Origin of the sequence: Liquorilactobacillus nagelii DSM 13675, from assembly GCF_019444005.1 — a bacterium.
In the GTDB taxonomy this organism is placed as follows: domain Bacteria; phylum Bacillota; class Bacilli; order Lactobacillales; family Lactobacillaceae; genus Liquorilactobacillus; species Liquorilactobacillus nagelii.
This window is the reverse complement of sequence record NZ_CP049304.1, coordinates 2301204-2321916: the sequence shown is the minus strand read 5'-3', so window position 1 is coordinate 2321916 and position 20713 is coordinate 2301204. Positions and strand designations below refer to the sequence as shown.

The following is a 20713-nucleotide window of genomic DNA, read 5'->3' as shown; positions in this document are numbered from 1 at the left end:
CCATTGTAAATAAAAAGTTTCTCGTTAAATTCCTAAATAATATTTAGCAAACAGTGCCGCCGCTACTGCCCCAACAAATGGAGCAATTCCCGGAACTAAAACTCCATACTGCCAATCATTATCAGCTTTGTTTTGCAGTGGTAAAATTGCATGAGCAATCCGTGGTCCCATATCGCGCGCTAGATTCATCGCGAACCCAGTAGGGCCCCCTACAATAGCCCAGACCAGCAAGCCAACTCCAATCGGGACAATTCCTGGAGTTTTATATTGCGAAATTGCTAAAATCGAAGTTAAAAAGACAAAGGTTGCAAAAAATTCTACAAAAAAGTTACGCGGTAAATTTCTAACTGCCGGTGCCGTTGAGAAAATATTCCGGATTGTCACATTATCAATTTTGCCGTATGAGTGTTTAAATGAATCAGCATACATGATGTAAACAATAACCGATCCAACCACACCACCCAAAACTTGCACAATTGCTGTGGGAAAGAAAACTGTCCAAGTCATATTTCCTAATAAAACTTGGGTTAAAGCCATTGCTGGGTTAATGGTTACATTGCCAAAAATAAACAATGAAACACTAATTCCAAATGCCCAAGTCGTAATTGCAAACAAATGTCCTGAACCATGGTATTTTGTATCATTTAAAACTGTATCAGCATGGACTCCCACACCAAAAACGATCATTAAAGCTGTCCCCATAAATTCTGCTAATAACTGATGTATCACTTATTTCACCTCATTGATTTTTTTATCATACACTTGTAGTGCTTGTTGCATTACTTCAGCAACACTCAACCCGTTTTTTCGGGCAATTCTGGCTGCTTCATCATATTCAACAGCAACCTTTTTAAACTGACCTTTTTGACCAATTTTTAAGCTTACCTTACCAAACTTAGTCATAACTTTAGTGAAGCTTCGCTGCATCAGTTGGCGTTGTAATTGATGCCAGCGGACACCAAATGACGAAGTCTGCTGCAACACTAACTCACAAACCTGATCCAGCATTGCTGGTTTAAAAATCACAGTTAGTTGATAGGCTGGACGATTTTTCTTCATAAAAACTGGCGTAAAATAGGCATCATAAACACCAACTTCAATTAAGTTCTCTAAGACAAAACCTAATTGTTCTCCAGATTGATCATCAATATTGGCATGCAGTTCAATTACCTGATCACTTTGAGCCAATGTTTCTTTTTGACTTGGTTTGGAAGTCAGCAATTGAGCCCGTAAAGCATTTAAATGCCCCGTTGTTCGGGTGCCGAATCCATACCCAACTTTTTCTGGTAATAATTCAGTCGGCAGCGCACCATATTGAGCAGCAGTTTGCTTAACAATTGCAAAACCCGTCGGCGTAACTAATTCAGTTGCCACGTCCAAGCGTTGCCGAAATGGCACCTCACTATTCAGTCGCATTTGCATAACAGCTGGAACTGGTACCGGCATTGTTCCATGAGCTGCTTCAATTGTGCCGCTGCCATCCACCAATGTTCCGCTAATAATTCGTTCAACTTTCATTAGGTCAATTCCAATAAAAAAGCCCACAATGTCGACAATTGAATCAATTGCCCCAACTTCATGAAAGTGAATTTCTGACAAGGTTTTAGCGTGGACCTTCGCTTCAGCTTGCGCTATTTCATTAAAAACTTTTAGTGATGATTTCTTGATGATCGTTTTTAAATTAGAATCTTGAATTATTTTGGTTATTTCCGCTAAGTTTCGCCCGTGATGATGTTGAACTCCCTCATCGACTCTCTGCCCTGCATATAATCCATTTAATTCAACCTGAAACAAACTGCCGGCAATTGCTGACTGCGTTGTTTTTTCGAGTGACAGTTGATATCCTGACAAATTAAGCTTGGCGAGTTCTTGTTTAAATCGTGAAAAGTCTAGTCCTAAATCAAATAAAGCACCTAGTAACATATTGCCGCTAACACCTGAGAAGGGCTCTAAATAAAGAGTTCTCATTGAACATCACCTCCAAGATGATTAATCTTGCTAGCCGAATAACCAGCTCCAAAGCCGTTATCAATATTGACCACCGTTACTCCAGTTGCACAGCTGTTAAGCATTGTTAATAGTGCAGTAACACCGTTAAAAGCTGTTCCATAGCCGACGCTGGTTGGAACAGCAATTACCGGGCTACTAACCAATCCGGCTACAACGGAAGCCAAAGCCCCCTCCATTCCAGCAACGACAATCACCACTTGTGCTGAACGAATTACTTCTAGCTTGGCAAACAACCGATGAATGCCTGCTACGCCAACATCGTAAACACGTTCAACTTGATTACCATACATTTCAGCCGTAATTGCAGCTTCTTCAGCGATCTTTTGATCCGACGTGCCCGCGGTCACAATAGCAATTGAACCAACTGCTAATTTAGGTAGCACCGCTTTAAAGAGCAGCATTCGAGCAACTGCAAGATATCTAAGTTGTGGCACCTGCTGTTGAACCTCAGCCGCTTTTTTGGCTGTAACTCGCGTCACGATAATGTTTGTTTTTTGGGTAATCATTGCTTGTGCAATCCCACTAATTTGGTTTGCAGTTTTCCCTTCACCATAAATTACTTCTGGTGCTCCAGTTCGTTTTAAGCGATTAGTATCGATCTTGGCATAATTTAAATCCAAAAAACCTGGGTTATCGAGCTGATCCAGAGCTTGCTCTACTGTTGTCTGTTGCTGAGCTACCTGTTTTAAAAGTTGAACTAATTTTTGTTTTTTCATGCTTACTGCGGACGCTTAACAATTACCCCGAGGCCATCAGGAATAACTGTTACTTTAGCGGCTTGACCTTCACGTTGATAAGCCATTGTTAAAGCTTCATCAAGTGATTTAGCTAACTCCATATGCATCTTAGTAACTAAATTTGGTTCAACCAAATCAGAAACCATAATTACATGGTGATTGACCAAAATTCGCGCTAAAATCTGTGATGTCCATTGATCAGGGACAGTTTCTAACCGTGGTGTATTAATTGCCTGTTCCAAAAATTCTTTTGGATCGCTGACATCAGCAATATTGTGGAAGAATCCTTCGCCACCGTGACCATCACGACAACCAGCAACCATGATAATAGTTCCATTTTGTTTATTGGTTGCTTCAGCCGAAGTCATACCTTTAACAGCTTGATAAATGTTTTGATCAAGTGGATAGCCGCCGTTAGTTGAAATGGTAATATCCGACTCAATTGGTTCAACTTGTGACAAAGAAGCCACAAATTCAGTTCCCTTACGATGAGCTTTTTCTAAGTCACCGGCAAACGAGCCAATAATTTTCTTATCCTCGTCTAAAACCACATTTAAAATGAATTGCAGATGAACAGCTTTAGCTGCAAAAACCATATCTTGATGAATCAAATTGTGCTGCAAATTTCCCGTCCGTGAATGTTGATCATTAATAAATTCTCCCGAATGATTTGCCATGATCGTCTTGTATGATGAAATTCCAGGTAAAACAGCTTTCCGACCACCAGAAAAGCCAGCAAAGAAATGTGACTCAATAAAACCTTCTGAAATCAGCAAATCAGCTTCAGTCGCAACTTTGTTAACAATCAAATCACCACCTGAAGGCAGTTTACCAACTTTGACCATATCTTCATCGCGTTGTGAGTAGTGCATCACAATTTCTTCATGAGCAACAATTTCTTCACCGTATTTATTGACCAACTCTTCATGTGTAGAAGGACGATGAAAACCAGTTGCAACTAAAATTCGAATTCGTGCATCCGGTGCTGCGGAACGCAGCCGCCGTAATAAAATTGGCGTGATAATCCGTGAAGGAACTGGACGGGTATGATCTGAAGAAATAATTACAATATTGTGTTTTCCTTTAGCCAAATCTTCCAATTTCGGCGAACCAATTGGTTCATTAAGTGAGCGCTCCACTGTTTCTTCTTCTGACAATGGATTTTTGAACTCAGCTGCTTGTGAAACAAGTTTTCCAGCAAAATTAGCTGCGGGAATTTTTGCAGTAATAATTTGCTTGTCATATGGCAAATCTATTTCAACCATTTTACTAACTCTTCCTTTCATTTCTTGAATACATTTACCGAGTATATTCGCTTAAATAATTTGGCAAACGTATTTTATGTACCACTAATCACTGGCACATCTTGGTGTATGAAATGTTACAAATAAATGAGTGCTAGTTAAGTACGTTTTATTTGAAGTTTTCAATTAAATAAATGCGTTTAAAATTACTTTTGTTGTTTAGCTTTAAAAATTTGATTGACTCTGCTATTAAAAAATGGTAATTGTTTTAAGACTGACAACTTATAATAACAATCAGCTTTTTTAAATATATAATCTATGACTTAAGGAGATTGATGGGGATGGTCATGACTCATACTGAGTACCTGATGAATTATCTGCAGGCAAATAAATTTCCAGTGATCACAAAAAAAAGACATACTTATTTGACTTATCATGGGTTAGAGGAAAACAGTACCTATGTGCTGAAACATGGAATTGTAAAAACATCCATCATTTTGCAAGATGGTCGAGAATTTAACTTGTCTTATATTACCCAACCAGATGTTTTGAGTCTGTTGCGTGATGAGGTCTCTAAATACACTGATCAGCCTTTTAATGTTCGCGTTGAATCTCAAACCGCTGAATTCTATAAAATAGATCGAGTTAAATTTTGGAAAATGGTCAATACAAATGATGAATTAAATAACTATGTTAAGGAATACTACCGGACTAAGCTTTCAGAAAATATTGTCCGGTTACAGCGAATGATTATGGGTGGAAAGCACGATGCCGTCTGTGCTTTCTTATATCAGTTGACCGATCTTTTTGGTATTCGTTTAGCCAACCATCAAGGAGTATTAATTGATTTTGTGGTTACCAACGAGGATATTGCTGGTTTCTGTGGAATAAATTCACGATCATCAGTTACCAGGATTTTAAGTGATTTACGTGATGAAGGAATTATTGATATCAAAAATCGAAAATTTATTATTACAAATATGAATTATCTTTTGGATTATGTTTCAATCTAAATAACTAAAAAAAACTGCCCGTCAAGGATGAGGACTTTTGTCACTCTTTGACGGGCAGTTTACATGATATTGTTTTTATTTTTGGGCAAAAAGTCCGGTTAAATGTTCCATAAAACTTGCTAAGTAACGATCAACATCAGCGTTAACAGCTACTTTAACATTTGGATTCGGTTCAGCTAACCGAGCTGGATCACCAGTTGTTCGACCATAATACTTTTCATCAGTTGTTACATACATGTTCAAAGCGATTGTTTCAACAAAACTCGGATCAATCGCTACGCCAACGGCAAATGGATCATGCAAAGCACAACCATGCAGATCTGGGCTAGTAACTTCATAGGCTTTGATATAATAATCAACCATATCAGCAAAAGCTTGGCCGGCTTTTGTTCCTAATTCCCGCCATTGTTGGGTTTCCTTGCGAGTTAGTAGTGTTCGTAAAGTAACATCTAATCCCACTTGTATCAAAGGCGCTTGCCGAAAAACATGATCAGCAGCTGTTGCATCTTGATTAATATTGGCTTCAGCGACATTAGTTACATTTCCGGGAACTGTGACTGCCCCACCCATTAGGGTAATATTACCAATCTGGTTAACTAAATTTGGTGCTCGTTTAATTGCTTCGTCCAAATTAGTTAACGGACCGGTCGGCACTAAAATCAAATCTTGCTGATATTTTTCAACCGCTTTAATGAAGAAATCTATCGCATCACCCGTTTCCGGTTGGCGTTTTGGTGCTGGCAAATCAATCTCTCCAATTCCGTTTTGTCCATGAATTTCAGCACTAATCGGCATCCGATCAAAGTGATCCGACTCAGAAGAATGCGCCAATCCTTGGTAAACGGGAACATCAGTTGCGCCCAATAATTCCAAAATTTTTAATGAATTCTGAACGCCATCTTCAACATAAACATTGCCATAAGAACCAATAATACCAATCAAATCAACTGTTGGATCAGCCACTGCATAGGCGATAGCTAAAGCATCATCAATTCCAGTATCTAAGTCCAAAATCATTTTTTTTCGTGCCATCGGTTTTCCTCCTAAGTGAAAGTCGTTACTTTGCCGCCATTTGTTTAACTTTTTCAATCAACCATTGATTAAAAGCAGCTGCATCAATATCCAAACCAACTAGAGCATTAGTTTTGCCATTACTCCAACGATTTTGTGTATCAGCTATGGTTGCTCCTTGAGCTGGTCCTTGGGTACAAACATAAACTGGATACTTTTTAGTCTTAATGGCTTCTGGATGTACTAAATAAAAAATAGTATTGACATCATGCAGGGGTTTCCCACCGGCATACTCATCTTTGTAATAGGTAATCAAGCCATGCAGCATCTTTCCAGGTTCACCTAACTTAGCCAACTGTTCAAGTGTTTCACTATTCACCAAAGCTTTCAGAGTAACGTCCAAGCCAATCATTACGATTGGCAAACCACTTTCATAGACGATTTTTGCTGCATCCGGATCGGTAAAAACGTTAAACTCTGCGACCGAAGAAACATTGCCCCCCGACAATGAGCCTCCCATCAAAACCAACTGTTTGATTTTGGACTTAATCTCAGGATGATCCAACAATAACTGGGCAATATTGGTGTAAGCGCCAGTAGCCACAATTGTCAATGGTTCACTTGCATTTAACAAAGTTTGATAAATCGCGCTGACTGCATCTCGTGAATCTGCTTGGTGGGTTACTGCCGGAAATTCATAGCCGGGCATTCCACTAGCTCCATGAATATATGAAGCATCAACAAATTCTTTTTGCAACGGTTTGGCTGCTCCACGGGCAACCGGTACATCTAAACGATTGAAAAATTCGACTAACTTCAAAGCATTCAAAGTTGTTTTATCAACACTAACATTGCCAGCAACCGCCGTTACCAACTTGACTTCAAATTCAGGATCCGTTAAAGCAATCGCCAAAGCAACTGCATCATCAATTCCAGGATCCATATCTAAAATAAGCGGCATTTTTTTCATCCTGATGACCTCCCATCCAAGATCAAACAATTAGATAATTACCAAATAAACAACCCAGCTAAGGTAGCTGATAAGACTGAAACCAAAATTCCAGATAATAACATCCGTGGTACTTGACCTGAAATATAATCAACCTTTTCTTTTTGTACTAAGCCCTTGAAAGCCCCGATAATCATTCCTAAAGTTCCAAAGTTAGCAAAACTGGTTAAGAAAACCGTCAAAACCGCGCGCGCATGAGCTGAAGCGAAGATCCCTTGATGATGCATAACTTCTTTTGAAACTTCACCCATAACCACAAATTCATTTGTAACCAATTTTGTTCCCATGAAACGTGCCAAATCAAATGCTTTACTAAAATCAAAGCCCATTAACAAGGTAAATGGATACATAAAGATTCCCATGATATTTTCCAATGATAACCATTTTAAGGTTGTCAAAGCTAATAAATGATCGATCAATGATGCCAAAGCTACAAAGGAAATAACCGTAAAGAGAATAATTAAAATCAAACGGCCGGCTCCTAAAATTGAATCGCCTAAGAAAGAGAAAAATGGTTCTTTTTTGTCAGCTGTCTGTTGAACACCATATACTTTATCTTCAGTTTCTGTCACTTTAACTGGATTTAAAATGCTGGTAATAATAATTGCACCTAAGATGTTCAATGGAACAGCTGTTAAAACAAATTGACCCGGCATCATCTGCATATAAGAACCTAAAATTGAAGCCGTTACACAACTCATTGACATTAACGCCAACGTTAAATTTCGTTCCTTACTCATATGCTGCAATTGTTGTTTAGAAACAGCTAAAACTTCGGTATTACCTAAGAACATCATTTCAACTGAGAAGAAAGCTTCAAATTTTGGCTGACCAGTAATGAAGGATAAGAATTTACCAATCCATTTGATGATCCATGGCAAAACCCCGATATAAGTTAAAATATCAAATAATGGCACTACTAATAAAATCGGTAATAAAGCACTCGTCAAAAAGTTCATCGAATCGGCTGTTCCGCCAAATTGTTTAGAAACAAAATCTGGTAGAGCAAATTTGATTCCATCATAAGCAATTTCGACCAACCAGTTAAAACCATCAGCCATTGCCTTAACAATCATTCGTCCAACCGGGAATCCAACCAAAAACCACGCTAGAAAAATTTCTAATAATAAGACAATTCCGACTGAACGCCAATCAACCTGTTTGCGGTCTACGGAAAATAAGTAAGCCACTGCCACACAGAAAAGTACCCCTAAAATATTTAATACTACTAACAAAGCTTCCGCCTCCTTTTAATTTTCCTCAATCTCTGCCAACGTTGGAATTGCTACTTGAGCTCCCAAACGCTGCACAGTGATTGAACTGGCCTTTTGTGCAAATTTAATTGCCTCAGCCAGATTGCTAAAATCACTATTTAATTTTGCTGCTAATGCTCCAATAAAAGTATCTCCGGCAGCTGTCGTATCAACAGCTTTAACTTTAAACGCTGGCATTAAAACCGATTGATCTTCACTGGCATAATAAACACCCCGACTGCCCAAGGTAATAATTAAATTATTAACTCCCATTTTACGAAATGCCGCAGCGGTTTGTTCCATTGACGTTTGATTAGTAATCTCAATTCCAGTAAGCAAACGACTTTCAATTTCATTAGGAACAATTAAGTCCGTCACTCGCAACAATTCTGGTGCAATTTCGTGCGCTGGTGCTGGATTCAAAATTGTTTTAACGCCTTTTTGATGAGCAATTTTAAATGCTTCAAGCGTCATTGCTGTTGAAGTTTCAAATTGAGCTACCAAAAATTCGCTAGTTGCGATTTGTCCTGCTGCTGCTTGAATTTGCGCTGAAGTAAGCTTACGATTAGCTCCACCATAAATTACAATACTGTTTTGACCAGCTTCATCTAATAAAATATTGGCGGTCCCAGTACCCGCTTCTTCATCATGCAGAATATTTGCGGTATCGATTCCTTCTTCTTCTAGAGCTTCAATCAGATACTCACCAGAGCTATCTCGACCAACACAACCAATAAAAATTGTTTTAGCACCCAGCCGAGCGACCGCTACTGCTTGATTAGCTCCCTTACCGCCAGCTGTGCTGCTTTTGTTGATCGCTTCAACCGTTTCACCAGGTAGCGGAAAACGATCAATTTTAAGTGTCGTATCAATATTCAAACTTCCTAAAATCGTAATCTGTTTCAAATTAATCCCTCACTTGCTTTAAATTTTATCTCCAAAAAAACCGTATCATTTTTTGAAAGCGTTATCAAGGAATGAATTCTATTTTCTCACCTGCCTTTGAACCAAAACTTATAAAATTTTCATAATTTTGAGTAAACTGATCTTTTACTTAAATGATAAAGCCAAAATCATGATTGTTATTATCATACCATTTTTTGCAAAACAGACCGAAATATGAGCTTTTTTTCATCAAAAATCTTGAAATTAGAGGTTTTTATTACTTTTAGTCACCAATAAATTAACATTCGAAAAAAGAACGTCCTTAAGTTGAGTCTTAAAACTCAATTTAAAAACGTTCTTTCAAGATTAACTAATCTTCTTTTACTGAATAGTGTTTCGTCAAGAAATAAAATGGTACTGCTACCAATAAAGCTCCAAAACCAGTAATAAATTGTAAATGATTAGTATCTGCTAACCAGGCGTTCCATAATAACCAACCAGAAATTATTAATGCAGCTACCGGAATAACCGGACCTAATGGCAAATTAAATCCTTTCGAATTTTTACCATATTTTTTAGCAAAAATCAAAACAGCAATCACTGTTGGAATATATTGAACAAAACGTGAAATAACGCTAATTTGGGCCAAGTAAGTAAAGGTTCCTGACCAAGAAATTAATAGTCCTAAAACCATTGAAACCAAGATTGAAACCCAAGGAGCATTATGACGATTACGTTTTGCCAAGGCTGCTGGCATCATTTTATTTTCGGCCAACGCTACTCCAGAACGTGGTGTTACATACGAAGAAGCAACCAAGATACCACCTACTGAGACTAATGATCCAGCTTGAACCAAAGCATTACCAAAGCCACCAGCAAAATGCGCAAAAGCACTCTGAATTGGTGTACTGGTTTTAGCCAAAGCATCACTACCCAAGATTCCTGTACAAACAACTTGAATCAAAATGTAAAAGGCAGCCACTAAGACCATAACTAACGCCACTGCTTTTGGTAAATTGCGTTTTGCCTGGCGCATATCACCAGCTGCTACTACCAAACCTTCAAAACCACTAAAGGCATAGAACATCGTTACTGCTGCAGTTCCTAATGATCCCGGAGTATAATGTCCATCAGGGAATAGCGGTGTAAAATTATCTCCTTTAATGAAAAAAATTCCTACGGCCACTAGCAAAACTAAAGGCACTAACTTAGCAACCGTCACTACATTGTTGACATATTTAGAAACACGAACGCCTGCAATATTCATGAACGCCAAACCAACAATTAAAACTGTAGTTGTCAGCATCGCTGGAAAACCCGACTTCACTGCTGGCCAAACTCCGGCCAGTAAAGTTTGAAAGGCAACTGCCATCGTCGCTTCAGCAATAATTCGAATCGCCCAGGTAACAAAACCAACTTCAAAACCGACAAAATCGCCAAAGGCAGCTTTTGCATATAAATATGGTCCGCCATCTTGATCAAAATGGGTTGCTGCTTGAGCAAAGCATAATGCCAAGCAAATTACCAATAAAGCATCCAGCAGCAAAACAAAAATTCCGGCTGTCCCCATGGCAGCTGCCGCTACGTTAGGTAATAAGAAAATCCCAGAACCAATAATGCCATTAATCCCTAACAACACAATACTTGCAAAACCTAATTTTTCTTTTGTAACCTGCGTAACTTTTTCCATGTAATTCTCCCCCTATAATTAGTTAGCTGCTGCTCGTGCAACTAAATCGGCAAAAAAAGCAAATTGTTCTTTTTGCACTTGCCACATGTTTTCAGGATGCCACTGGACCCCTAAAAAGCTGTCATCATTAATTGACTCAAGTGCCTCAATTACACCATCTGCTGCCTGAGCAACTACCCGCAAGCCTGGCGCTGGTTGCTTAACAGCTTGATGATGACGTGAGTTAACATAACTGCTATTGCCCAAAAGTTTGGCTAACCGACTATCTTGAGCAATTCGAACATGATGCGTTGGAAAGTTTCCCGGAGCTGCTTGGGCATGGCGAATAGCATAAGCTGTATCTTGCGTTGCTAAATCTTGATATAAAGTACCACCACAAGCTACGTTATAAACCTGAATTCCTCGACAGATAGCAAAAATAGGCTTATGAACGGCACGAGTTTTTTTTATTAAAGCAATCTCAAAAGCGTCCTTGCGATAAGCGGTTCGTCCAATCTGTGGAATTGGTTCTTCCCCAAAAAAAGTTGGATCAACATCCGGGCCACCAGGAAGCAGTAAGCCATCAAATAAATCAACTAGTTGATTGAGTTGCGCTTCATCGGGTTCAGTAGTTAATGAGAACGGTAAAATAATTGGAATTCCTCCGGCAGCCACGATAGCTTCTTTAATCGCTGTCGGGGCCATGTCAGCATCGTGCTGATTAATAACCGCTGAATGATCAATCAATGAGTCAGCCGTCAAGGCAATAATCGGTTTCATAAGTTCAATCCCTGCTTTCAAAATAATGAAATTAAATATATCATGAGATGTTAATTATATCAACCGAATAATTTGATTAAGATGGTTTAATAAATTTCCGAAGCATTTCGTTTAAAAAATAGAAAATAAGTTTTACATAGTTCGGCATTTTTTACTAACAAATTCATTGATGCACAATTTAATGATTGGAGTTTTAAAAAAACAGTTTATTAAACTCTGCTTTCATTTTAATTTAAAATTCCAGTGTTCAGCCTTATCTAATGGCACTTTTGGTGTTTAGTAATCTTTTGTCATCAATAACCCATTAATTATTTTACTAGTAAGAAAAAAGCATCACAAAAATATTTTTATGCTTATTAAGTTTATAATTTTATTTTCAAAAAAAGCGAGTATAATTTTTCTTAACTAAATTTTAGCGAGGAAGATTTTATGGGATTAATAACTTTTAAAAATTTAATGTTGTTTGATGGGAAAAGCCAAGAGAATTTAGCTCATGCTTGGATAACTGTCGACCAGGCCAGCGGTCGTATCCAGCAAATCGGTAATGGTGACCTGCCTTCTGATATTCCAACCATTGATCTAAATGGTCAATATGTAATGCCAGGCTTTATCAATGTTCATACTCACATCAGTCTTGATCCGCAAGCCTTTGATGGTGGTTTCGGCAAGTCTCAAGTTGAAACTACTGTACTGGCATATCAACATTTGCGCGAACTATTAAAATCTGGCGTTACTTTTATCCGTGAGTGCGGCTGCTTATTTGATTTGGATATCGAATTAAGTAAAATGCAACAAAAGGGGTTGTTAACAGACGTTCCAACAATTATGCCTTCTGGTCGCCTTTTTGTAATGACAGGTGGTCACGGAGATGCTCCGGGTGCAGCCTACCAAGTAGACTCTCCTGATGAAATGCGCAAAGCTGTTCGCCAAGGTTTAAAAAATGGTGCCCAAAACATCAAAATGGTTGCAACTGGCGGAGTGATGACTCCCAGCGATTTCATGGATGATCCTCAGCTTTCAACTGAAGAAATGACTGCTGGAATTATTGAAGCTCACCATAAACACAAACGAGTTTCGGTTCATGCAGAAGGCAACCCGGGAATTCAAAATGCCTTGGATGCCCATGCTGATTCAATTGAACATGGTTTTTATGTCACTGCCAAAGAAGCACAGCAAATGGTTGAACAAGATACTTATCTAACTCCAACTCTAATCGCCGAATGGGTAATTCCTAAATATGGAAAAAACAAAATTCCATCCTGGGAGTTGAACAAAGCCGCTGATGCTTTGGATGACACCTACAAAAATCTGACTCGTGCTTATCAATTAGGAGTCAAATTCACCTGTGGCACCGATGCCGGAACTGTTTTTAATGGTTTTGATCAAACACCGGCCGAATTTGAATTATTAACTAAGTTGGGGATGACTCCCGCACAAGCTTATCAATGCTCAAGCATTAATTCGGCAGAACTATGTCAGATTCAAGCTGATTATGGTACTTTAGAAACGGGTAAATTTGCTGACTTCATCGTTCTAAAAAACAATCCCTTAGAAGATGTTAAAGCTGTTCAACAAACCGATAAACAAGTCTATTTACATGGTCTTCGTCAATTTTAGTTGCCTAAAGTAAGTGTAGTTAAAATATGGTTTGGACAAATCTTAATAAAATCTATATATACTTCTTAACAGCTTCAAATTAGTATTCAGCTTATCTTAGGCGCTTTAAAAACCCTTGACGTGATACTAATATTCTGATTTTCGTTCAAAAATAAGCTAAATTAGTTTCATAAATAAAATATATTTTCTATTCGTACGGATAATCTGAACACATTTGGTGCCAGTACAGAGGCGAATATTCTAATCTTTTAAAACATTGGTCTCTTTTTTTGTCTTAATATGTTAAATAAAAGTGCAGCCTTAGTGGTTTGATTATAATCCACTAAGGCTGCACTTTTATAAGTCAATATTAAATTTATAAATTGATTAAAACATGTTTCTTGTCGTTTTTAGCCAAACATACCGCTACCGCATAAATTGACCATGACCAAACAATATGCCCAAAGAATTCTGAGAAATGTTCATCAAATGGTTGATTCCATGGAGCTGGAATTGTTCCTAAAGCTGGCAAAAGGATCAAATGAAATGCGATCCAAATGACAATTCCGTAAGCAGCTCCTTGCCATAATGTAGTTGCTTTCCAATATTGGGCCAAGAATAAAAACAATGCTGCAAATACAATTGAAAAACCGAAATGGATCAACAGTGCAACATAAAAGACTTTCTGATCAGTCGAATAATAAACAAATGCATGAACCGTTTTAGCTGAAAAGCCGATTTGTTCCAGCAAGTGTTGTGGTGGATTAGTTAGATTTCGAGCAATCGTCCGTGGTGGTAAAATGTTCTCCCAACCAATTTTAACCATTCCAGAAATCATTCCAGCAATAAAGCCATACCAAATACTCTTCCATACAATTGCCCCCAAAGACGCTTTGGGTTTTGTTAAATTAAACATGCTATCAACTTCCTCTCTCAATTAATAGCATATTAGTTTGTGATTTTTTTGTCAATGTTTTGCAACCGAAAACATTAGTTTTTCCTAAAGAAAATTTATTGTTTTAAAGCCTATCATCATGTACTCTCACAAAACAAAAAATTATTTTTAGATTAATTGTCATTTTACATCGTCAACATAATATTATTTATTCAGTTTACCCGCTGCAATTTGATTTAACAGATCACGTGATGGAATAAAGAAAACTTGGCCCGATAAAATCGTCGAAAAGCTCAATAAGAAATCTGATGTATCTAGCATTTGCTGCAACATCTGCTTAATAATTTGCCAATGCCGCGCATAACCAATAAAGTAAGTCCCGGTTTTGCCAGCTGCTGGATCAGAAAATGGCACATTCATTCGGACAATCTTTTTTTCTTCACCATTGATCTCCAGCTTCGAACTAATATTATGCGCATTGTGATACTTATCTTTTTCCGCTAACTCTAAATCAGTGAACTTTTCGCGGCCAACACCTTTTTCCTGTTGTTCAACTTTTAAATGATTCCAAAAATCCATATCATGCAACCATTTTTGGGCAAAGGCATAGGAACCATTTATAAACTTTGGATCTTCATCACCAACCAAAGCATACTCAGCAGCTTCCTCAACTGCGGGGACCTCGGTTCCATCGATAAAACCGATAATTGCTCGACCTTCAAAATAACGAAATCCTTTCGTTTCATCAACAACCGTTGTAATATTTTGAAGAAAACGCCGAAAGTCAGTTTGAGCCTCATAGACAACAGCTTCACTATCTGCCCGAATATGCAAGAAAAGATCGCCTTCAGTTGCTGGCATTTGGTATTTAGTACCCTTCAGAGTTGCAAAAGATTCAAGCTCTTTGGGCTTAGCTGCTGTTGGAAATAAGTAGTCCCAAGCACTACTGCTAAATCCTAAAGTTACCTTCAAATCAGAATCGCCACCAGGTTTTGCTGAACGAATTCTTAATGAACGAATAATTGCTTGATAGCGATCAGCAAATTCTTGAATTGCTTGTTGAGCCTTCGTTTGATCGTCTCGTTTTAATTTCAAAACTGTAAATTGGACATTTTCACCAACATCTTTCCAGACAGCTTGTGCTTTTTGAGGATCAACAGTCATCATATCTTCTCCTTTATTTTTTAAATTTTATCATCTAATAAGTTTCTCAATTAAATATTAACACTTGCTACTAAAAAAAGCCCCAGTATTCACTAATACTTGCTATTTTTTGTACTAAAAAAAAGTTTGATCCTTTTTGATCAAACTTTTTTCTCTAATTACTCAATTAAAAATTAATCTTTTTGATTTTTTCGTTCTGCTTGCCAAATTCGAAAAGATTGCCGCATAGCTTTGATAACTCCTGCTTCTGAGTAAACTAAAACGTTGGTCTGATAAACTTTAACCACCATGAAAGTGAAGGCGATTAAGAAAATTACCGCAATTGCTAAACTAATCCCAGCAGCTAACAAAGTTGTATGTTGTAATGCCAATCTGACTGGCATTAATTCGACATTAATAAAGGGAATATAACTGAAAACTTTAATCAACATTGAATCACCAGCTTGGGCCATCAGTGATAGAAAATAGCCAGCCAAGGCTAACAGGGAAATTGGCATAACTGCTGTATTAACTTGTTCTTGATTTGCTACCAATGAACCCAACAAGGCGGCTAAAACTGCAAAAGTCATTGTTCCAATAATAAAGAATAAAATTGCTATTAGTGAAGTTGTTGACCAAAGAACTGATAAATCAACCGATGGTAAAATTTCTTTGACAAACGATTGGTGCTTTAGCCAAGTCCAACTTAGACCTCCTGCAACAGCATAAATCGCTAATTGCGTTACCAGCAACAATAAAATTGCCGTTAATTTAGCGAAAAATTGGGTAGCTGCACTAACCGAACTCAATAAAATTTCCATAATACGTGAGCCTTTTTCAGTCGCAATTTCTTGTGCCAGCATCTGACCATACACAGTAATAATCAACATAATAAAGACTGTCAATCCCGTTGCAAAGGCGTAATTAGCCGTCGAGGTTGAATTACTTTTAGTAACCTGTTTTCCATTTTCAATAGAAACCGTCTTTTTTTGCATTTTAGCTGGGGTGATTAATGCCTGCAGCTGTGCTGGTGTCAATTTTAACTGACTCGCAGTTTGACTGGTTTTCAAACTGGAGAGCGCTGTTCGCATCTTACTCAAATCTGCACTTGTTTCTGCATTGGCTAATTCGATGTATTTTGCTGAAATGGTTGGTTGAGTCTTAATGGTCAAGATACCGGTAATACTCTCGTTGGTTAACTTTTTTTTCGCCTGAGTTGCAGATAAATGTTGATAATGAATGTCAGCATCATTTGTTTTTTTCAAAGCTTGTGCAATCACAGGATTATCCGTCACCACCGCTACTTGCGCCGGTTGACTATTCTGGCCGAAGTACCAACCAATCCCAATGACAATTGCCAACAAAATTAATGGCGATAAAACTAATGATAACCAAGAACCACTTTTTAAATTTTTACGATAAACTTGACTTGTAACGATCCAATACTTATTCATCAGCTGCACCTGCTTTCAAACGAAAAATTTCATCCAGTGATGGTGGTACCTGACGAAATTCAGGAATATACCCTTCTTTAGTTGCTGCTGCAAAGATTTTTTGTCCCGCAGCTGGATCACTAAGAGTTAATTCCAACTCCGCTCCTCGTTGTTTGACAGATTTAACTTCTGGATAAGCCTTTAATTGTTCTTGGGTTAAATTAGACTCTAAGAAAAGCTTGGTCCGACCAAAACTTTGACGAATATCACTAACAGCTCCACTGAGAACAACTTGTCCATTGCGCAACATCACTAATTGATCAGAGATTGCTTCCACATTCCCCATGTCATGACTTGAATAAATGATGGCTGAACCGGCATCACGCAACATCAAAATTCCATCCTCTAATAAACTCGCATTTACTGGATCAAGTCCAGAGAATGGTTCATCTAAGATAACCAGCTTCGGCATATGAATTAAGGTAGCAATCAACTGAACTTTTTGCTGGTTACCCTTACTAAGATCCTTAATTTTATCAGTCAGCTTACCCTTAACTTGAAAACGTTCCATCCATTGTGGAATCTGCTGACGAATCTCGGCTGGCTTCATCCCATGTAATCTAGCAAAATAGGTAATTTGATTACCGACACTCATTTTAGGATATAGCCCACGTTCTTCTGGTAAATAACCAATTTGATCATAATCTGCCTGTTTTAGCGGCTGATTACCCCAAGTAATCTGTCCACTATCTGGCGTTAGAAAATTCAAAATCATCCGAAATGTTGTCGTCTTTCCGGCACCATTTTGACCGATTAGCCCCAAAATTTCCCCCGGTTTGACTTGGAAGCTTTCATGATCAACAGCTGTTACTTGACCAAAAGTTTTTGTCAAATCATTTATTTGTAGCATTTCTTCACTCCTTTTATGTTTGTTACTAGTATAACAAAGTTAGCTAGATAAAAGTCGCTAGTCAAGCAAATTATTTAATTACTAACATAAAAAATAATACTAAAACAATTAGTGCTCCTAAAAATGAAATGTTAACAAATAGCTTGCTGTCTTTTTCTTTTCAAGGTTATGTAGAACAAGATTTCTCCATCAATGAATAACTGCCAGACAATCTCATGATCAAGCTTATTTTTTGTACTGCTCAAAGCAATCCATGATAAATAAAAAGTCGCCCTATGCACCTTTGGCTAGGTTACAGGGTGACTTAAATATCATTTTTTTACCAATGTTTCGTCTTTAAAGCGGCTTGCCTGGAAAAGCTAGTTATGATGCTTACTAGGATCAAAAAAGATTCATATTATAGAGTATACCATCAATCCAGCTATCCCGATTTAACTCTTTTAATAAAATCCGTCCCTCATTTGATAGATTATTTGTTAAGGACAACTTTTCAAGAGATTTGGTTAGCTTGACTATCTCTCTTGTTTGCACAACTTTTGGAGTAGCAAGTTTCTCTATAGTCTCGGCAATGATTTCTTGCTCAGTCTTATTTAAGCTGGGATGTTTTTCCAGAAAATTTAGTAGGTATTTTTGTTTATCTGCTTTGAGCATTTATCATTACCTCTTAATTGCAGTTTCACTTAGCTCACTACATTAATTGGCTTTCCAGCCTGAAAACTAGCTAAGTTATTAACTGCAATCTTCATCAAACGTGATCGAGCTGCGGTCGGTGCCCAAGCAATATGTGGTGTTAAATAAATGTTTTTGGCTTTCAACAAAGGATTTTCAGCCTTGATTGGCTCTTCAGAAACCACATCTGCCCCTAAAGCATAAATTTTGTCATTATTCAGACCTTGAGCAACTGCTGCTTCATCTAATAGACCACCACGAGCAGTGTTGATTAAAATCACTCCAGCTTTCATTTGTTCAATTGCCGCTTGATTAATCATTTTTTCAGTTTCTTTCGTTTGCGGAACATGAAGACTAATGACATCTGACTTCGCGTACAATTCGGACAGTGAAACTTGCTGCAACCAAGCTTCATTGAACTTGCGCGGACGATGATTATAAAAAACGACCTTCATTCCAAATGCATGAGCTAACTGGGCAACCGCTTGACTGATATGTCCAAAACCGATTAAGCCCATTGTCTTCCCAGGTAAAGCGATCAGCGGCTGCTTCCAAAAAGTAAAATCTTTGGCATGAGTCCATTCACCGTTTTCAACTGCAGTTGCATGCAAGCCAACCTGATTGGTAATTTCTAATAATAAAGCTATTGTATGTTGGGCCACTTCAGCTGTACTGTAACTGGGAATATTAGTTACAATAACATCATTTTCCTTGGCAGCTGCTACATCAACCACATTATAGCCGGTTGCTAAAACTCCAATATATTTTAAATTAGGTGCTTGTTCAATTATCGTCCGATTCAAAGGAGTTTTATTAGTTAAAACAGCATCGGCATCAGCAATTCGTTCCAATATTTTTTGCTGATTATCCCCAGTCCGATCATAAGTGGTAAATTCGCCGAGTTCTTCAAATCCTTGCCAGCTCAAATCACCTGGATTTAATCCGTAGCCATCTAAATCAACGATTTTCATAACAGTACCTCACTTTTTATTAACTAGACCAGCCCATTCAACAAGTCAATTTCATTGAAACACTCGGTCTGTAATTAAATTATAGGCATCCAACATTATAGACGCCAGTAATATCTTTTTTAAGTTATTTTACCGTGGAAAACAACCCAGATATAACCTGTGGAAAACTGCACAGACTAAAAACAAATACCAAATTCAGCAACGGACTTAATTTGTTAAAAACATAATCGCCTGCCATAAACAAAACGACCAGCACAATAACAAAAGTTATTAATTTGACATATGGCAGAGTGGGCCGACGATTCTTTTCACGCAAGGTTGGATGTTTTCTTTCAAAAGATGATGTCAAGAAAGTCAAAAAAGCAATCTCAATTCCCAACAAGATCAATTTAATTATCAAACTGGTGCTAAAAAAATGACCCAACTTGCTGCTAAAGTCATTATTAGCCAACAACCTAAAACATAACCACCATATTTCCAATCAATCATTGAGCCACTCCTTTTAAAAAATTAACTTAGAACTATTATATCAAGGGATATTCAGCATTATTCAACGATATAAAGTTTTAAAAACTAATTTCTGAATTTGCCGATTACCAACTTGTTTACCATGTCGATATTGCGACCCGGTAAACTTTCTTTCATGATAATTAGTGTTTCTCATGCCAACTAAATAGTGCAATGACCGCGAAGATTCATTAATTACCGTTCCGTCTGAATGCGAACCATTGCCTAAATCACCATAAATATTCAAAACTTGAGTCTGCTTCGGAAAATTACTTTTTTGTTTGAGCAACTGCCGATATTGCTCGGTCATGATTTTAGGCTGTCCACTGCTAGTTAGATAGTTCGTATTAGGACTGGTACCACGATTATTATCCCCAATGTACCCATTAAAATGTCCAGAAATCGGAATAAAATGTTTAATTTGTGGCATTATTGTTGATTTAGTTGTTAACAAAGTCTGCAAAAACATTACTCCACCAGCTGAATGGCTAACCACATTGATCTCTTTAATTCGATAATGTGATTTAAGGTTTGCCAATAAACGCTGCATCCCCTTGATTTGTCCAGTCGGCAAGAAAAAATTCTGCTGTCCTTTTTGGAAATTATTGTTTGACGGCATTTTAACCTTTCTTTTGCCACCTTTAGAATGCTGGGGCATTGGCAATAACACTTGAATCATCGTTGCTCTTTTGGTCGGGTTCCAATTAGTTGGATAAGTAACCTTACCATCAAAAGCAATCTTAACCGTTTGTTGACTGCTCTCTTTCAAGTGCTGGCGAGCATAATTAATTATCGGTTGCGTCGCATTCTTAGAACCGCTTGAGCCTGGAAGATAAATCGTAGGGATAGCTGCGCGACTACTTGATAGAGAAATTCGCTGACTACGTTGCAAATACCAACCACCTAAAACTCCACCAATTATCACAATTGCAATTAAACTAAAAATTATTTTCTTTTTTTGCAAATTTACGCCTTCTA

20 protein-coding genes are annotated in these 20713 nt (G+C 37.8%); 2 read left to right on the top strand and 18 right to left on the bottom strand.

Annotation, left to right across the window (positions count from 1 at the left end):
• Positions 1-24: 24 nt before the first annotated feature.
• The 4 genes from larD to larA are packed head-to-tail and all read right to left on the bottom strand — an operon-like array spanning position 25 to position 4012.
• Positions 25-729, bottom strand: coding sequence for a D/L-lactic acid transporter LarD (gene larD / locus G6O73_RS11555; RefSeq protein ID WP_057885243.1), 705 nt, complete (start codon positions 727-729; stop codon positions 25-27).
• Positions 730-1968, bottom strand: coding sequence for a nickel pincer cofactor biosynthesis protein LarC (gene larC, locus G6O73_RS11550; RefSeq protein WP_057885242.1), 1239 nt, complete (start codon positions 1966-1968; stop codon positions 730-732). It abuts the gene before it with no gap.
• On the bottom strand, positions 1965-2726 hold the full coding sequence (gene larB, locus G6O73_RS11545) for a nickel pincer cofactor biosynthesis protein LarB (protein ID WP_057885241.1): 762 nt from the start codon (positions 2724-2726) through the stop codon (positions 1965-1967). Before larB ends, larC begins: the two co-directional genes overlap by 4 nt.
• A gap of 2 nt (positions 2727-2728) precedes the next feature.
• On the bottom strand, positions 2729-4012 hold the full coding sequence (gene larA / locus G6O73_RS11540) for a nickel-dependent lactate racemase (RefSeq protein ID WP_057885240.1): 1284 nt from the start codon (positions 4010-4012) through the stop codon (positions 2729-2731).
• A gap of 320 nt (positions 4013-4332) precedes the next feature.
• Here larA and G6O73_RS11535 point away from each other — a divergent pair, with 320 nt between their 5' ends.
• Complete coding sequence (locus tag G6O73_RS11535; RefSeq protein WP_057885239.1) at positions 4333-5004, top strand: Crp/Fnr family transcriptional regulator; 672 nt, start codon at positions 4333-4335, stop codon at positions 5002-5004.
• Positions 5005-5079: 75 nt separating this feature from the next.
• On the opposite strand, the gene G6O73_RS11530 is transcribed toward G6O73_RS11535, so the two are convergent.
• The 6 genes from G6O73_RS11530 to G6O73_RS11505 all read right to left on the bottom strand — a co-directional run bounded on the left by G6O73_RS11530 (position 5080) and on the right by G6O73_RS11505 (position 11611).
• Positions 5080-6036, bottom strand: a complete 957-nt coding sequence (locus G6O73_RS11530; protein ID WP_057885238.1) for a nucleoside hydrolase — start codon at positions 6034-6036, stop codon at positions 5080-5082.
• Positions 6037-6061: 25 nt separating this feature from the next.
• Positions 6062-6985: a ribonucleoside hydrolase RihC gene (rihC, locus tag G6O73_RS11525; protein ID WP_083478457.1), complete on the bottom strand. Its 924-nt coding sequence runs from the start codon at positions 6983-6985 to the stop codon at positions 6062-6064.
• A gap of 38 nt (positions 6986-7023) precedes the next feature.
• On the bottom strand, positions 7024-8259 hold the full coding sequence (locus tag G6O73_RS11520; RefSeq protein ID WP_057885237.1) for a NupC/NupG family nucleoside CNT transporter: 1236 nt from the start codon (positions 8257-8259) through the stop codon (positions 7024-7026).
• Positions 8260-8274: 15 nt separating this feature from the next.
• Positions 8275-9183 carry a ribokinase gene (gene rbsK / locus G6O73_RS11515; RefSeq protein WP_057885236.1) on the bottom strand — a complete coding sequence of 303 codons (909 nt, stop codon included), beginning with the start codon at positions 9181-9183 and terminating at the stop codon, positions 8275-8277.
• 349 nt (positions 9184-9532) lie between these two features.
• Positions 9533-10852, bottom strand: coding sequence for an APC family permease (locus G6O73_RS11510; protein WP_083478456.1), 1320 nt, complete (start codon positions 10850-10852; stop codon positions 9533-9535).
• Positions 10853-10870: 18 nt separating this feature from the next.
• Positions 10871-11611 carry a gamma-glutamyl-gamma-aminobutyrate hydrolase family protein gene (locus G6O73_RS11505; RefSeq protein WP_057885235.1) on the bottom strand — a complete coding sequence of 247 codons (741 nt, stop codon included), beginning with the start codon at positions 11609-11611 and terminating at the stop codon, positions 10871-10873.
• Between the two features lie 429 nt (positions 11612-12040).
• Between G6O73_RS11505 and G6O73_RS11500 the strand changes: the two genes are divergently transcribed.
• Positions 12041-13228: a metal-dependent hydrolase family protein gene (locus G6O73_RS11500; protein WP_057885234.1), complete on the top strand. Its 1188-nt coding sequence runs from the start codon at positions 12041-12043 to the stop codon at positions 13226-13228.
• Between the two features lie 355 nt (positions 13229-13583).
• On the opposite strand, the gene G6O73_RS11495 is transcribed toward G6O73_RS11500, so the two are convergent.
• The 8 genes from G6O73_RS11495 to G6O73_RS11460 form a co-directional block, all read right to left on the bottom strand.
• A complete protein-coding gene (locus G6O73_RS11495; RefSeq protein ID WP_057885233.1) occupies positions 13584-14123 on the bottom strand; it encodes a YagU family protein in 540 nt (179 codons plus the stop codon).
• Positions 14124-14306: 183 nt separating this feature from the next.
• Positions 14307-15266 carry a Dyp-type peroxidase gene (locus G6O73_RS11490; protein WP_057885232.1) on the bottom strand — a complete coding sequence of 320 codons (960 nt, stop codon included), beginning with the start codon at positions 15264-15266 and terminating at the stop codon, positions 14307-14309.
• Between the two features lie 173 nt (positions 15267-15439).
• A complete protein-coding gene (locus G6O73_RS11485) occupies positions 15440-16699 on the bottom strand; it encodes an ABC transporter permease (RefSeq protein ID WP_057885231.1) in 1260 nt (419 codons plus the stop codon).
• On the bottom strand, positions 16692-17588 hold the full coding sequence (locus G6O73_RS11480; RefSeq protein WP_057885230.1) for an ABC transporter ATP-binding protein: 897 nt from the start codon (positions 17586-17588) through the stop codon (positions 16692-16694). Before G6O73_RS11480 ends, G6O73_RS11485 begins: the two co-directional genes overlap by 8 nt.
• A gap of 381 nt (positions 17589-17969) precedes the next feature.
• Positions 17970-18239: a hypothetical protein gene (locus G6O73_RS11475; RefSeq protein WP_057885229.1), complete on the bottom strand. Its 270-nt coding sequence runs from the start codon at positions 18237-18239 to the stop codon at positions 17970-17972.
• A 29-nt stretch (positions 18240-18268) separates the two neighbouring features.
• Positions 18269-19228, bottom strand: coding sequence for a D-2-hydroxyacid dehydrogenase (locus tag G6O73_RS11470; RefSeq protein ID WP_057885228.1), 960 nt, complete (start codon positions 19226-19228; stop codon positions 18269-18271).
• A 124-nt stretch (positions 19229-19352) separates the two neighbouring features.
• Positions 19353-19628: a hypothetical protein gene (locus G6O73_RS11465; RefSeq protein ID WP_057885227.1), complete on the bottom strand. Its 276-nt coding sequence runs from the start codon at positions 19626-19628 to the stop codon at positions 19353-19355.
• Between the two features lie 150 nt (positions 19629-19778).
• Positions 19779-20699 carry an alpha/beta hydrolase gene (locus tag G6O73_RS11460; RefSeq protein WP_057885226.1) on the bottom strand — a complete coding sequence of 307 codons (921 nt, stop codon included), beginning with the start codon at positions 20697-20699 and terminating at the stop codon, positions 19779-19781.
• Between the last annotated feature and the right edge of the window lie 14 nt (positions 20700-20713).

Bases quoted from the DNA above. Each gene is read 5' to 3' on its own strand.
- G6O73_RS11475 (WP_057885229.1), bottom strand. From the start codon at position 18,239: ATGCTCAAAGCAGATAAACAAAAATACCTACTAAATTTTCTGGAAAAA.
- G6O73_RS11510 (WP_083478456.1), bottom strand. From the start codon at position 10,852: ATGGAAAAAGTTACGCAGGTTACAAAAGAAAAATTAGGTTTTGCAAGT.
- G6O73_RS11500 (WP_057885234.1), top strand. From the start codon at position 12,041: ATGGGATTAATAACTTTTAAAAATTTAATGTTGTTTGATGGGAAAAGC.
- G6O73_RS11490 (WP_057885232.1), bottom strand. From the start codon at position 15,266: ATGACTGTTGATCCTCAAAAAGCACAAGCTGTCTGGAAAGATGTTGGT.
- G6O73_RS11485 (WP_057885231.1), bottom strand. From the start codon at position 16,699: ATGAATAAGTATTGGATCGTTACAAGTCAAGTTTATCGTAAAAATTTA.
- larC (WP_057885242.1), bottom strand. From the start codon at position 1,968: ATGAGAACTCTTTATTTAGAGCCCTTCTCAGGTGTTAGCGGCAATATG.
- G6O73_RS11530 (WP_057885238.1), bottom strand. From the start codon at position 6,036: ATGGCACGAAAAAAAATGATTTTGGACTTAGATACTGGAATTGATGAT.
- G6O73_RS11505 (WP_057885235.1), bottom strand. From the start codon at position 11,611: ATGAAACCGATTATTGCCTTGACGGCTGACTCATTGATTGATCATTCA.
- G6O73_RS11535 (WP_057885239.1), top strand. From the start codon at position 4,333: ATGGTCATGACTCATACTGAGTACCTGATGAATTATCTGCAGGCAAAT.
- larB (WP_057885241.1), bottom strand. From the start codon at position 2,726: ATGAAAAAACAAAAATTAGTTCAACTTTTAAAACAGGTAGCTCAGCAA.
- rihC (WP_083478457.1), bottom strand. From the start codon at position 6,985: ATGAAAAAAATGCCGCTTATTTTAGATATGGATCCTGGAATTGATGAT.
- G6O73_RS11495 (WP_057885233.1), bottom strand. From the start codon at position 14,123: ATGTTTAATTTAACAAAACCCAAAGCGTCTTTGGGGGCAATTGTATGG.
- larA (WP_057885240.1), bottom strand. From the start codon at position 4,012: ATGGTTGAAATAGATTTGCCATATGACAAGCAAATTATTACTGCAAAA.
- G6O73_RS11480 (WP_057885230.1), bottom strand. From the start codon at position 17,588: ATGCTACAAATAAATGATTTGACAAAAACTTTTGGTCAAGTAACAGCT.
- G6O73_RS11470 (WP_057885228.1), bottom strand. From the start codon at position 19,228: ATGAAAATCGTTGATTTAGATGGCTACGGATTAAATCCAGGTGATTTG.